The organism is Gelidibacter salicanalis (assembly GCF_016469035.1).
GTDB classification, from domain to species: domain Bacteria; phylum Bacteroidota; class Bacteroidia; order Flavobacteriales; family Flavobacteriaceae; genus Gelidibacter; species Gelidibacter salicanalis_A.
Map to the genome: position 1 here is coordinate 61,815 of NZ_JAEHJZ010000005.1, position 14,772 is coordinate 76,586.

The 14,772-nt window shown below is 39.2% G+C and carries 6 protein-coding genes; all 6 read left to right on the forward strand.

Translation table 11 applies throughout. The features are described from left to right. Positions 1 to 144: 144 nt before the first annotated feature. The 6 genes from JEM65_RS03990 to JEM65_RS04015 all read left to right on the forward strand — a co-directional run bounded on the left by JEM65_RS03990 (position 145) and on the right by JEM65_RS04015 (position 14,770). Positions 145 to 2,478: a GH92 family glycosyl hydrolase gene (locus JEM65_RS03990; RefSeq protein ID WP_199597291.1), complete on the forward strand. Its 2,334-nt coding sequence runs from the start codon at positions 145 to 147 to the stop codon at positions 2,476 to 2,478. Further along, on the forward strand, positions 2,475 to 4,697 hold the full coding sequence (locus JEM65_RS03995; RefSeq protein WP_199597293.1) for a GH92 family glycosyl hydrolase: 2,223 nt from the start codon (positions 2,475 to 2,477) through the stop codon (positions 4,695 to 4,697). The genes JEM65_RS03990 and JEM65_RS03995 overlap by 4 nt, the downstream gene beginning before the upstream one ends. 54 nt (positions 4,698 to 4,751) lie before the next feature. Then, on the forward strand, positions 4,752 to 5,930 hold the full coding sequence (locus JEM65_RS04000; protein ID WP_199597296.1) for a PNGase F N-terminal domain-containing protein: 1,179 nt from the start codon (positions 4,752 to 4,754) through the stop codon (positions 5,928 to 5,930). A 239-nt stretch (positions 5,931 to 6,169) separates the two neighbouring features. Further along, positions 6,170 to 9,304 carry a SusC/RagA family TonB-linked outer membrane protein gene (locus JEM65_RS04005; RefSeq protein WP_199597298.1) on the forward strand — a complete coding sequence of 1,045 codons (3,135 nt, stop codon included), beginning with the start codon at positions 6,170 to 6,172 and terminating at the stop codon, positions 9,302 to 9,304. A 13-nt stretch (positions 9,305 to 9,317) separates the two neighbouring features. Further along, entirely contained in the window at positions 9,318 to 11,054 is a 1,737-nt protein-coding gene (locus tag JEM65_RS04010) for a RagB/SusD family nutrient uptake outer membrane protein (RefSeq protein ID WP_199597300.1), read from the forward strand. 362 nt (positions 11,055 to 11,416) lie between these two features. Then, on the forward strand, positions 11,417 to 14,770 hold the full coding sequence (locus JEM65_RS04015) for a glycoside hydrolase family 2 TIM barrel-domain containing protein (RefSeq protein ID WP_199597302.1): 3,354 nt from the start codon (positions 11,417 to 11,419) through the stop codon (positions 14,768 to 14,770). Positions 14,771 to 14,772: the final 2 nt, after the last annotated feature.

Consider the following 14,772-nt stretch of genomic DNA (forward strand, 5'->3'; position numbering starts at 1 on the left):
AAAGATGGAAGACTTAGGACTTAAGACTTAAGACGTAGGACGGATTAAACCTAACACAAAACATTTTGTGATTCGTCTTACGTCCTGCAGTCCTAAGTCAATAAAAGGGCTTCAAACAAATAAGCATATTAAATAAATAATAAAATGCCAATACTTATTTTAAAACGGTCGTGGGTTGTTTTACTTGCCATTGTATGTGCAGGAACAACTGGCATAGGTCAGAATAATAGCTACATCGACAGTCACGATTTGGTGGATTTTGTCAATCCTTTAATGGGCACGGATTCATCTTTCGATTTGTCCAACGGGAATACCTATCCCGCCATTGCCACGCCTTGGGGGATGAATTTTTGGACCCCAATGACTTCAAAAATGGGCGATGGCTGGACTTATAAATACCGTGAAAACAAAATTAGAGGCATCAAACAAACCCACCAACCGAGTCCGTGGGTGAATGATTATGCAGCGTTTTCCTTTATGGCCGTAACCGGCGATTTAAAATTTCAAGAAGATGAGCGCGAATCTTGGTTTTCGCATAAAGCAGAAACGGTAACGCCGTATCATTATTCGGTGTATTTGGCCGATTATGATGTGGTGGCTGAGGTAACACCAACAGAACGAGCGGCGCAATTTAGATTTACCTTTCCAGAATCGGACAGTTCCTATATCATCCTCGATGCGTTTAACAAAGGATCCATGGTGAAAATCATTCCTGAAGAACGCAAAATTATTGGCTACGCTAGAAACAATAGCGGTGGGGTGCCCGAGAATTTTCACAACTATTTTGTGGCTGAATTTGATAAAGATTTTGAGCTCAACCACACTTGGAAAGATGGTTGGCAATTGGTTGAAAACACTACTGATAGCGAAGGTGACCATGTGGGCGCCATTATCGGATTTAAAACAAAAAAAGGAGAAGTGGTAAACGTTAAAGTGGCGTCGTCATTTATAAGTCCTGAGCAAGCAGCACTAAATCTTTCAAGAGAAATTGGCGCAGACACTTTTGACCAAACAAAAGAAAAAGCAAAACAAGCTTGGGAAACTGAGTTGGGCAGAATTAAAATTGAAGATGATAACATCGATAATCTCAGAACATTCTATTCCTCTTTATACCGTGTGTTGCTATTCCCAAGAAAATTTTATGAGTTTGATGCCAATAATGAGATGATGCATTATAGCCCGTATAATGGGAAAGTCTTACCGGGCTATATGTTCACGGACAATGGGTTTTGGGACACTTTCAGAGCGGTGTTTCCGTTTTTTAATATGATGTATCCTGAGCTTAATGGCAAAATTATGCAAGGCTTGGCTAATACGTATAAAGAATCGGGTTGGTTGCCAGAATGGGCAAGTCCGGGACATCGGGATGTGATGATTGGCTCCAATTCAGCGCCTATTATTGCTGATGCCTTTTTAAAAGGTGCCAAAGATATGGATGCCGATATTTTAATGGAAGCCATACTTAAAAATGCCACCGTTGCAGACGGACGTCCTGTAAATTCCGTGGGCAGAGCCGGATTGGAATATTACAACACATTGGGTTACGTGCCGTATGATGTGGATATCAACGAAAATGCAGCCAGAACTTTAGAATACGCTTACGCCGATTTTACCATCGCTCAAATGGCGGAGAAAATGGGAAAACCAAAGCTTGCCAAAAAGTATTTTAAGCAATCCATGAATTACAAAAACCTTTTCGATCCATCCACCAATTGGATGCGTGGGAAAAACAAGGATGGCAGTTTTCAAAGTCCGTTTAATCCTTTAAAATGGGGCGATGCGTTTACCGAAGGCAATAGTTTGCACTACACGTGGTCCGTTTTTCATGATATTCAAGGCTTGATTGATTTGATGGGCGGCAAGGAACCATTTGTGGGCAAGTTGGATGAAGTTTTTGACATGCCACCAAAATTTGACGCGTCCTACTACGGATTTACGATTCACGAAATTCGAGAAATGCAAATCGTCAACATGGGCAACTATGCGCACGGCAATCAACCCATTCAGCACATGATCTATTTGTATAATTATGCCAATCAACCCTACAAAGCTCAAGAGAAGGTTAGGAACGTGATGACGAAATTGTATTCAGCAACACCTGACGGCTATTGTGGTGATGAAGACAACGGTCAAACGTCGGCTTGGTATGTGTTCAGCGCATTAGGCTTTTATCCGGTAACCCCGGGCGTGGACGAATATGTAATTGGAAGTCCGCTGTTCAAAAAAGCAACCCTCCATTTAGAAAACGGGAACACCTTTATAATCAAATCCAACAACAATTCAGAATCGAATGTCTACATTCAAAATGCGGAATTGAATGGAAACACCTATAACAACACCTATCTGAAATTTGATGTCCTCCAAAACGGCGGTGTCTTAGGATTTAATATGGGCAACACTCCAAATACAAGTTGGGGCATTGCAAATGAAAATGTTCCGTACTCCTTAAGTACGTCAAAAAATAAACCTAAAAAATGAAACAATTTGGCTTATTAATTCTCTTATTTTTTTGTGGTACTTCCAGCCTTATGGCACAAGAACCAGCCGATTATGTGAATCCGTTTATTGGTACCTCCAATTACGGCGCCACGTTTCCTGGCCCAATTGCCCCGCGAGGCATGGCGAGTATCAGTCCGTTTAACGTAGCGGGACCACAAAACACCTTGGAAAAGGACAGTCAGTGGTTGTCCAATCCGTATGTGAATGAAAACACATTTTTAACCGGTTTTAGCCACGTCAATTTAAGTGGTGTGGGCTGTCCAGATTTAGGAGTGTTATTGTTAATGCCAACTACGGGCGAATTAGAAACCAATCACCTGAACTACGGTTCTACCTACAAAAATGAAGTCGCAAAAGCCGGCTATTACAGTACGGAAATCGATAAATATAAGGTGAAAGCTGAGTTCACGGCGTCTACTCGAGTAGGGGTGAGTAAATTTCATTTTCCAAAAGGACAAGCCAATGTGTTGTTGAATCTTGGTTTAGGGTTGACCAATGAGGAAGGTGCTATGGTGCAAGTCGTCTCATCAACTGAAATTGAAGGCATGCGTTCCGTTGGATCATTCTGTTACAACAGTCCAGAAGCCGCATATCCGGTTTATTTTGTCGCTCAATTTTCAAAACCAGCTGATAATTTTGGCGTTTGGAAAAAACCTGCGACATATGAAGGTGTGGAAGCACAATGGATGGGTTATAATGGCAAAACGCGTCTGATGGAGAAATCGACCAAAATGGTAGTTGGTGATAGTATTGGCAGTTATTTTACTTATAATTTTGATAAGGCCGAAACGGTTGAAGTTAAAATCGGGGTAAGCTACGTGAGTATTGCCAATGCACGCGAGAATTTAGAAAAGGAAACCAATAACAAAACGTTTGAAGACGTTTATAAAGACACCTACAACGCGTGGAATGAAACACTCTCCAAAATCAAAGTGGAAGGAGGTTCTGAAGACGATAAAACTGTTTTTTATACCGCTTTGTATCATACGCAAATCCATCCGAATACTTTAAATGACGTCAACGGCGACTATCCTGAAATAAAAACAGGAAACATCGGAAATACCGATGGGACGCGCTATACCGTCTTTTCCTTATGGGATACCTATCGGAATGTGCACCAATTGTTATCGCTCGTTTATCCGCAGCAGCAGAATAATATGATCCATAGTATGTTGGATATGTATGAAGAGAACGGTTGGTTGCCTAAATGGGAATTGAATTCCACCGAAACCTTTACCATGGTAGGCGACCCAGCGAGTATTGTTATTGCGGATACGTATTTGAAAGGCATTCGCGATTTTGATGTTGACAAGGCCTATGAAGCGATGTTAAAAAGTGCCGATCATTTGGAGAATAATCCCCTGCGTCCAGGTTTGAAAGATTATATTGAAAAAGGGTTTGTGACAACGGATCATGGTGGTTCGGTTTCGACCACTCAAGAATATAATGCGGCGGATAATGCCATCGCTCAACTGGCAAACGCCCTCGGTATAAAAGACGATTACAAACGGTTTAAGAAGCGCTCATTATCGTATAAAAAACTGTTCGACAAAAAATTAAAAATGTTACGTCCTAGACTACAAAATGGGGAATGGTACGAGCCCTTTGATCCTTATGCAGGTGCTAATTTCTCTGAAAACATCGGATTTATTGAAGGTAATGCATGGCAATATTCGTTTATGATGCCGCATGATATTGACGGGCTTATAAAGTTGATGAATGGCGGTAAGGGCTTTACAGATCAGTTGCAAAAAATATTCGATACGGAGCAATTTGATATGGCTAATGAACCGGGAATTGCCTATCCGTACCTTTTCAATTATGTAAAAGGCGAAGAGTGGCGCAGTCAGCAAATGGTAGAAGATTTGGTTAGAAAACATTTCAAGAACACGCCTGATGGCATTCCGGGAAATGATGATACCGGCACCATGTCTGCTTGGGTAGTCTATTCTATGATGGGCTTTTACCCAATCGCTCCTGGAGAACCTGTTTATACCATTACCAAGCCGCTGTTCGATAAAATCACCATTCAATTAGATTCCAAATATTACAAGAATAGTGAGTTGGTTATAGAAAAAGAAACCAATGGCAACGGTCGCATCGATCACATTCTAATCAACGGAAAAAAACATAAGGGGTATTTTATTAATCATGACGACTTGGTGAATGGAAATACTATGAAGGTCATTCTAAAATAAGTAACTCGCTTAAAAACATCTATTCTTATCAATTACAGAAAACACACTTTTAACATGAAATCAAACGTATTAATTTTTACATTTTTAGTATTTGCAATTTTTTCATCAAGCGCTCAAAAGCCCTCTATTTACAAGGTTTTTGAGAAGCAACCTCTCAATTTCGGCGGCGAAAAAGGCAGCGATGCTGAGACGGCGCGTTTAATGGACGGCCGTTTGGTCTATAAAAAAGTTACGGTACCTACATTTGCTCAAGGCACGGATGTGAACATAAAATTGACGGTACGCTCGAATGGTGATCGCTGGGATAAATCGGGATCTGTCTTCGTGGTTTCTGATTCTGAAAAACTTTCCATTCTGGATATTGCAGGAAAGGACGAAAAATTCCCAACAGATTCTTATGTAGATGGGAAATACGCGGGATTGGTAAAAGGAAAAACCTACGAACCAGTAGTGGAACTCATGCGATTTATGACTCCGTTTGGCGTGGGACATTATAGTGATAATAAAGTAAAGTATCGAAGACCAGTTTATATTCCTTCTTGGGAAAAAGAAGTGGTGTGGGAGCATGATATCACGGCCTTAGAAAGCGTGGTGACGGGGACGTTTTATGTAGGTGTTTGGATTGATTCCTGGACCGCAGAAGGTTATGATTTTGACCTGGAATTGAAGTATTCTGACAGAACACAACAAAAAGTTTCAGTGCTTCCTTTAGTGAATACCATTCCGTACGTTGGCGGACAGAAAATACCAGATAATTTTGCCCATAAAGATTTGGAGCAAACCATTCAACTAAAGAAGAATGCTAAAAATGTGAAGTTGCATTACATCACTACCGGACACGGTGGACATAGTGGAGGTGATGAATTTATCAAAATCAAAAACAGTGTCTATTTTAATAATACATTGGTTTTGGATACCATTCCGTGGCGGGATGATTGTGCGTCCTTCCGACGATTCAATCCAACATCAGGTGTTTGGATCAAGAAAGATTCCGCATCATATATAAGTCCAAAAACTAATAAATACGAGGTCAAAGAAATTGAAGAACGTATTGCCTCTTCTGATTTATCACGATCTAATTGGTGTCCAGGGTCTTCCGTTGAACCAATGGTAGTCAGTTTAGGCGACTTAAAAGCGGGCGCGCACACGATCAAAATAAAAATTCCTGCCACTCCTGTGGATGGTGACAAGCTGAACCACTGGTTAGTGTCGGCGTATTTGACTTACGAATAATAGTATAATTTTTATTAGGAATGCTGTAATCAGCTGATCATTAAACATGTTAATGACCAGCTGATTTTTTTTTTTAGATTTATAAAACTCAGTTCACCGCGCAGAAATAGTTGTGTATCGATCTAGAGGTGTTATTCGTCTAATTACCTTAAAATTTAACATAAGTTTATATATTATTGTGTTATGTAATACATAGCACTGCTGTGTGAATAGAATATTAACCTTAAAAATAAATATTAATGATTCAAAAAGGAAGTATGTTACTGCTTGTGTTTTTTTTGTTCGGTTTTACTGTCGTACAAGCGCAAGTTACAGTAAAAGGGACAGTTACTGATGCTACTAATGGCGACCCCATACCGGGAGTTAACATTATAGAAAAAGGCACAAGTAAAGGAGTAGTTACAGATTTCGATGGTAATTATTCAATTGAGGTCAGTACTAATGGTACACTTCAATTTAGTTATGTAGGGTATGCCACCCAGTCTATTGCTGTTAATGGCAAACAGACTATTAACGCGGTTATGATGGAGCAGAGTGAGGGCTTAAATCAAGTCATTGTAGTAGGGTACGGGACCCAGAAAAAAGGCAATCTTACTGGTGCCATAAGTACCATCGACGCTGAGGTGTTGGAGAATAGGCCTGTGAGCAATGTGATGCAGGCCATCCAAGGCTCTGCACCAGGCCTGTCATTAACCGTAGGAAATGCCGGGGGGTCACCGGGATCGAGTATGAATATCAGTATCCGAGGGGTTGGTAATCTTCAGGGAAATGGCGCACCTCTGGTGATTGTCGATGATATCCCATTGAATGATCCATCAGGGTTAAACAATATTAATCCAGAAGATATTGAGACTATTTCAGTTTTAAAAGATGCGGCCTCTTCAGCAATCTATGGGTCACGTGCTGCCTTTGGTGTGATATTGGTCAAGACAAAAAGTGGTAAAGGAATTGTAGGACATGAAATCACTTATTCCAATAACTATATTTATTCATCTCCAACTAAAATACCGGATATGATGAATTCTTTACAATTTGCGGATTATTTCAATCTTGCTGCCACCAACGGTGGTGGTGCAGCTATATTTAGCACAGATGTTTTAGCACGTATAAAGGCTTATTTAGCTGATCCCATAAATACTCCAGTGACCGTTGCAAACGAGGCGGGTACCAGATGGCAACAATATACAGGTTCCAACGCCAATACCAATTGGTTTGACGTGATGTATAAAGATATGGTACTGCGTCAGCAACATAATCTTAGTTTTGCAGGTAACGAAGGAAACCTCAATTATAACGTATCAGGTTCCTTTTTTGATTCTCCCGGGATTATTAATTTTGGAGATGACAGTTATGAGCGTTACACGCTTAACAGTAAAATTGGAAGTAAAATGAATGACTGGTTTACTGTAAACGCAAATATCAGAATGTCCCGTGAGGATTTAGATAGACCCAGTTATGATCCTGGACTATATTTACATAATATAGCAAGACGTTGGCCAACTAACGGGGTGGTTATGCCCAACGGCAGTTATAGTGATGGATCCGAGATTCCTTTTCTTTTAGATGGTGGAAGACGTCTAAAAAGAGATTTCAATACCAATGCCAGTGTTGATTTAATATTTGAACCCATTGAAGATTTAAAGATCAAAACGAGTCTGCTTTACCAACGTGAAACAACGAACATCTCCTCTCATACTGCGAAAGTTGGGGTGATAGAGCCTGATGGTCAAGAACGTTTGATCCAACAAAATAACAGTTTTGTAAGATATGCATATGAAAGGAATTATATCTCTCCAAACGTGGTGGTTTCTTATGAAAAATCTTTCAATGAGAAACATAATTTTTCTGGATTGGTTGGTTTTCAACAGGAAAGAACTGATTACAGTTCTGTACAGGCTTCTAAAAATGATCTGATAACAGATAACGTGCCTTCCGTTTCAACAGGTGTGGGAGAGGATAATGTTGGTGATTCTCAAGGTGGCTTTGCAATTCAGGGCTATTTTGGAAGATTGAATTATAATTTTATGGAAAAATATTTGTTTGAAGTAAATGGACGATATGATGCCTCTTCAAGATTTTCTCGTGATACGCGCTGGCATTTTTTTCCTTCTATTTCTGCGGGATATAATATTGCGAAGGAAGAATTTTGGCCTATCGAACAGGTAAATATGTTCAAATTGCGTTATTCGACAGGATCTATTGGTAATCAGAATGTAAAGGACCAATTTGATAATATATTGAACTATTCCTATATAGCGACTATGCCAATACGGACTAATTTGTGGTGGTTGGGCAATGATGGTCGGCCTAATTATACTTTAACCCCAAATCTTATCTCCCCCAATTTAACTTGGGAAACTGTTAAGACTGATAACTTTGGTATAGATATAGCAGCATTCAATAATAGGTTACAGACAACTTTTGAATATTTTGTAAGGACAACTGATGACATGTTTGGTAATTCAGAGCCATTGCCAGGTTTATTAGGTGCTACGTTGCCACCGTCTAACAATGCCTCATTAGAAACTAAAGGTTTTGATTTTAATGTTAGTTGGAAAGATAATATTGGTGATATTGGTTATAATGTGGGCATAGTTCTATCTGATGCTGTAACTAAGGTCACTAAATTCCGCAATCCAAATAATTTATTGAACAACTATCGTGAAGGAGAATATGTGGGTGAAATTTGGGGCTATGAAACTGTCGGTTTATATCAAAATCAAGCAGAGATTGACAATGGTGCTGATCAGTCCACTTTGTATGGAGGCGTGTGGTTTCCAGGGGATGTGCAGTATAAAGATTTAAATGGAGATGGAAAAATTGATAGAGGTCAAGTTACTTCTGACAATCCTGGAGATTTAACTGTAATCGGTAATTCAACGCCTCGCTATTTATATTCATTAAATGCAGGTTTTGATTATAAAGGAATGGATTTTTCAATGTTCTGGCAGGGTATTGGAAAGAGAGAGGTCTGGACAGGTGACGCCTATACATTTGGAGCTGTAGGCAATCAGTGGCAATCAGCTGGGTTTGTGGAGCATTTGGATTATTGGTCAGAAAGTAATCCTAACGCATTCTTACCAAGACCAACTTTTAGAAGTGCTTGGAGAAATCAACAAGTTCAAACGCGATTTTTACAAAATGGCGCTTACTTAAGATTAAAGAATGTCACTCTTGGATATAGCTTTGACGATTATATTATTAAGAAATTAGGTCTTAAAAAACTAAGGCTATTTATGGCAGGGGAGAATCTATTGACCTTTACTAAAATGTCAACCATCTATGACCCTGAAGCCACTGGTGGTAGTTGGGGGAATGGAAAGATTTATCCACTCCAAAAATCGATTTCTCTAGGTTTAAATGTTCAATTTTAATAACATCATAATTATGAAAAATATAAATTTCATTGCACTAATTTTTATAATGCTTTTCAGTTTAGGCTGTTCAGATGATCTATTGGATAAATTGCCAGAAGATCAAATTGCTCCAGAATCCTATTGGAAAACATCTAATGACCTTAAACTTTATCTCAATCAATTCTACACATCATTCCCTGTACATAGTGGTTATAATGGTGGTATCTTTGAGTTTGACAACAACAGCGACAACTTGGCCGATATTTTTGTCAACGATCGGTTTGTTGGAAACACCAGCAATGTACCAAGTACGGATGGCTCTTGGAATTATAGATCCATAAGAAGCGTCAATTTTTATCTTGAAAACAGTGGTACGGCACAAGGAGATGAAGGTTCACTCAACCACTATAATGGAGAAGCTTATTTTTTCAGGGCCATGTTTTATTACAATCTTTTAAGAAGATACGGTGGCGTGCCATATATTAATAAAGTCCTAAATACGGATTCTCCAGAATTGTATTCAGCAAGAATGGCTAGAAATGAATTAGCCACAAAAATTGTGGAAGATTTGGACAGAGCCATTGCTAATCTAAAACCTAGAAGTTCTGCAGAAGCCTTTAGGGTGCACCAAGGTATGGCTTTGTCATTAAAGTCAACAGTGTGTCTATACGAAGGTACTTGGGAGAAATATCACAATGATGATGTCTTTGCGGCGCCTACCAATGAAAGTGCAAAGTTTCTACAATGGGCAGTTGACGCCTCTTCCACATTGATTGAACAAGGGGAATATACATTGTATAATAATGGAACGGCTACTAGCTATTATAATTTATTTAATCAGGTAGATTATTCCGGAATTTCAGAAGTTATGTTTTGGAAAAAATATAATGTTGCTGATGGCGTAAGTCACTACGTTGGACATTATCTTCCACACACAGGTTCTGGGACAGGGTTAACAAAATCATTGGTCGATTCCTATTTGTCCATCGACGGAAATCCCATTGCTGTAAGCCCGTTGTACAGCACCAGTCAGGAGCTAAGTCTTACAACCATTGCAAAGGATAGAGATCCTCGTCTTGCACAAACCATTGATATTCCTGGCGACTTACTTACAGAAAATACGGGAGTGCCAAATGAAATATTTGAATTCCCAACCTTTAGAGGTAATAATGAGATTACAAATACAACAGGGTATCAGATTTACAAAGGTGGACCAACAGATAACGTCCAAAGATACGACAGCTTTACAGGTGCCATTATTTATAGATATGCAGAGGTGCTTCTTAATTTTGCGGAAGCAAAGGCTGAACTGGGTAATTTGACACAAGATGACTTAGATGCCTCAATTAACTTATTGAGGGCACGTGTTGGGATGCCTGCAATGAGTATCTCTCCAGTTTCAGATCCTAATAAGGACTTTCCGGGCCTGAGTGATCTTATAAATGAAGTGAGAAGAGAGCGTCGTGTGGAAATGGCGTTGGAAGGAAAGCGTTTTGACGATTTAATGCGTTGGGCTGCGGCAGATGAGCTTATTGTTGGAAAAAGATGGCTAGGTTTTAAAATTATAGGAAGTGATCTGGAAGATGAATTTTCTGATTTGATTGGAAGTTCGATTCTAGTAAACTCTGATGGGTACATCGATCCCTATATGAACACAATCCCAGAAGGTTTCGGTTTTAAACTTGGAAGGGATTATCTCTCGCCAATACCTACCGAACAAATCATTTTGAGCCAAGGCAATCTGACTCAAAATCCAGGATGGGAATAGGTAGAGCAAACTAATATTTTAAAATTACATATTGCAGTAGAGTAGTCCTATTGTAAATCCCACCCAAGCTAATTGGGTGGGATTTTTTATTCTATTATGAGTCTAACTTCTCATAGTGCTAATATTAATGCAGTATTGACTGTTGCTGAGGTTTTACTCAATCGGTTGCGTAGAATTTTATGAATTCTCATCCCATAAATCAGTATATTTTGCTTATTTTAGGCAATTAATTTGGCCCGCATTTTAGGACGTTGCCAATAGATTTTTTTCTTCTTGCAATTGTTGAATTTGCTGGGAGATTAATCTCATAAATAGGAAGTACTAATTCATATATTTTATACCCTACAACTAAACATTTCATCATGATTTTAAAAAAGAAGGCTTTAGTGGCATTTCAATTTGTTTTTGTGTGCCTTGCTGTTTTAAATGCTAATGCACAAGACAAGGATCCGATTAAAGATTACAAACATTTTATTGAAAATGAGGCGGTCATTAGCGATAATAAATTGGAAGCCCACGCATCATTTACCTCGTTTACCACTGAAAAGGATGCCTTAAACAACACTCCTCATTTTTATCAGTTACTAGATGGTCTTTGGAAATTCAATTGGGTAAAAGATCCGAAGGACAGACCGACAACCTTCATGAACTTAAATGAAGAAATGTCTGGTTGGGATGATATTAAAGTGCCGTCCAACTGGGAAGTGGAAGGGTATGGCGTTCCTATTTACGTAAATCACCAATATGAGTTTTCTGATTATAAGGCCATGATTGCTGATGATATGGAGCTTGTAGATCGTATCTATCCTGCAAATCCAGGGAAAGTTCCGCACTCCTATAATCCAGTAGGGTCTTATGCCCGCGAGTTCACTATTCCAAATGATTGGGATGGTAAGGAGATTTTCTTACAAATTGGTGCAATGAAATCAGGCGGTTTTGTATGGCTTAATGGTACTTATATTGGGTATTCCCAAGGCAGTAAATTACCTGCAGAATTTAATATTACGGAAGCTGCTAAACCAGGCAAAAATAAAATTGCTTTTCAAATCTTCAGATGGACTGACGGTTCCTACCTAGAGGCTCAAGATTTCTGGAGAATCAGCGGGATTGAGCGTAGCGTATATGTGTACGCACAACCTAAATTGCGTATTGAAGATTATGAGGTAGTGTCAGTTTTAGATGCTGCCTATAAAGATGGTGTTTTTGGACTTGATGTCAATCTTGACAACGCCAATTCTAAATCGGACAAAGGAAGTATTTCTTATAAGATTTTAGATGCCGACTCGAAAACAGTGGCCTCAGAATTAAAATCATTTACCATCGATGGTTCTAAACAAAATGAAGTGAGTTTTTCTGCAACTTTACCAAGTGTTAAACAATGGAGTGCAGAACATCCTAATCTCTATACCCTTCTTATTGAAACTAAAGATAACAAAGGAAAAATATTAGAAGTGACGACGTCTAAAATTGGGTTTAGATCAGTTGAAATTAAGCAAGGTCTGCTATTGGTCAATGGACAACGTATTACTTTAAAGGGCGTAAATACTCAAGAAGCTAATCCTGAAACGGGACACGTTGTACCAGAGGAATTGATCATGAAAGATATCAAGCTTTGGAAAGAAAATAACATCAACGCCGTACGTTTAAGTCACTACCCACAACAACGTCGTTTTTATGAGTTGTGTGATGAGTATGGTTTATATGTCGTTGATGAAGCAAATATTGAATCTCACGGTATGTACTACGGCGAACATTCCTTAGCGAAAAAACCAAGTTGGGAAAACGCACATGTTGATAGAATGGTGCGTCTCGTAAAGCGCGATAAAAACCATCCATCAGTAATTATCTGGTCTATGGGGAACGAAGCCGGAAACGGTGTGAATTTCTTCAAAGGTTATGATGAAATGAAGGCAAACGACAAAACAAAACGCCCAGTACAGTACGAGCGTCCGTATAAAGATTACGACGGTAGTTTATGGGATATGGATACCAATACCGATATTATAGTGCCACAATATCCAACGCCAGCAACTTTTGAAGCGGTTGGAAGAACCAAAACGGACAGACCTTATATTCCTAGCGAATATGCCCACGCGATGGGAAATAGTACCGGAAATTTTCAAGATTATTGGGATATTATTGAGCGTTATGACAACCTTCAAGGTGGATTCATCTGGGATTGGGTTGACCAATCAATCTGGAAAACCAACGAAAAAGGCGAGCGTTTTTATGCCTATGGCGGTGATTATGGCGAAAATATGCCAACCGACAATACCTTCCTAAATAACGGAATTGTATTCCCGGACCGTACCCCACAGCCAGGTTTGTTTGAAGTTAAAAAAGCACACGAATTCATCAATTTCAGAGATCAAGGCATCAACCGTCATGATGAACTCCGTATTCTAGTGGAGAATTTATATGATTTTACAGATTTAAATCACTTCACTTTTAGTGCTGAAATTAAAGCTGATGGAAAGGTGTTAAAAACGATTCCTATTGAAGAAATCTCCGTAGAAACACACACTGGAAAACTGATCAGGGTATCCCTAAAAGATGTCGATTACAAAGCAAACACCGAGTATTTCTTAGAGATTTCAGCGAAAACTAAAGCGCCTTGGGGCATTCTTCCTAAAGCACATGAAGTTGCTCATGAGCAATTTGCATTATCGCGTAAATACACCAAGCAAAACACGGTATTGGATAATAAAGCGGCTTTAAGTATCAAAGAATCAAAAGAGAATTTTGAGGTTTCTAATGCAGATGTAAAAGTCATTTTTGATAAAACAATAGGACAAATCACCTCTTATGTCTATGAAGGAGCGGAATTGTTGAAAGATGGTAACGGACCGAAACCGAACTTCTGGCGTGCACCAACGGACAATGATTTTGGTAGCCAAATGCAAGCCAAAAACATCGAATGGAAAAAAGCATCGTTGTTTGCGAAAGTGGCCAAATTAACTTCTACTAAAAATGATGATGGCAGTGTCACCATCAATGTGACTTATAACTTACCAGGTGTAGACACGACGTTCGATTCAGAATACCATATTCTTGGTAACGGCGTGATTAAAATCAACAATACCTTACACGAAACAGCATATGAGGCCGACTTACCACGATTGGGGATGCGTATGCAATTGCCAAAGGCCTATGAAAACATGACCTATTTTGGTCGTGGGCCATGGGAAAACTATCAAGACAGAAAAGCCTCTGCGTTTCTTGATGTATACGAATCGAAAGTGCGAGATCAGTATGTGCCTTACGTAAGACCACAGGAAAATGGCTATAAAACAGACGTGCGTTGGTCAGCTTTTGCTGATGCAAATAACAACGGACTTTTAGTGGTTGCAAAAAATCAATTCCAAGGTTTAGGGATGAGCGCCTTGCACATGCCAAACGAAGATTTTGACACGACGGATGGTATTGCTTATAGTGGCAACGACAAGTTGGAGGAAGAATTTAGAACCGATGGTATTCCGCAAATTAATGCGTCCAAACACATCAATGATATTAAAGAGCAAGATTTGGTACAACTTAATATCGATTTAGCCCAACGTGGTGTTGCCGGAGATAATAGCTGGGGAGGAAGACCACAGGAGGAATATTTAATCAAAGGGCAAGAAAAACAATCCTACAGTTTCTTTTTGATTCCTTTTAAAAACGGTACCAAAAAAGATTTTGTTGAATGGAGCAAGTTGTATTCCAACCAAAACTAATT

What these genes read in the sequence shown, in the direction of transcription:
- JEM65_RS04005 (WP_199597298.1), top strand. Translation starts at nt 6,170, where the DNA reads ATGATTCAAAAAGGAAGTATGTTACTGCTTGTGTTTTTTTTGTTCGGT.
- JEM65_RS03995 (WP_199597293.1), top strand. Translation starts at nt 2,475, where the DNA reads ATGAAACAATTTGGCTTATTAATTCTCTTATTTTTTTGTGGTACTTCC.
- JEM65_RS04000 (WP_199597296.1), top strand. Translation starts at nt 4,752, where the DNA reads ATGAAATCAAACGTATTAATTTTTACATTTTTAGTATTTGCAATTTTT.
- JEM65_RS04010 (WP_199597300.1), top strand. Translation starts at nt 9,318, where the DNA reads ATGAAAAATATAAATTTCATTGCACTAATTTTTATAATGCTTTTCAGT.
- JEM65_RS04015 (WP_199597302.1), top strand. Translation starts at nt 11,417, where the DNA reads ATGATTTTAAAAAAGAAGGCTTTAGTGGCATTTCAATTTGTTTTTGTG.
- JEM65_RS03990 (WP_199597291.1), top strand. Translation starts at nt 145, where the DNA reads ATGCCAATACTTATTTTAAAACGGTCGTGGGTTGTTTTACTTGCCATT.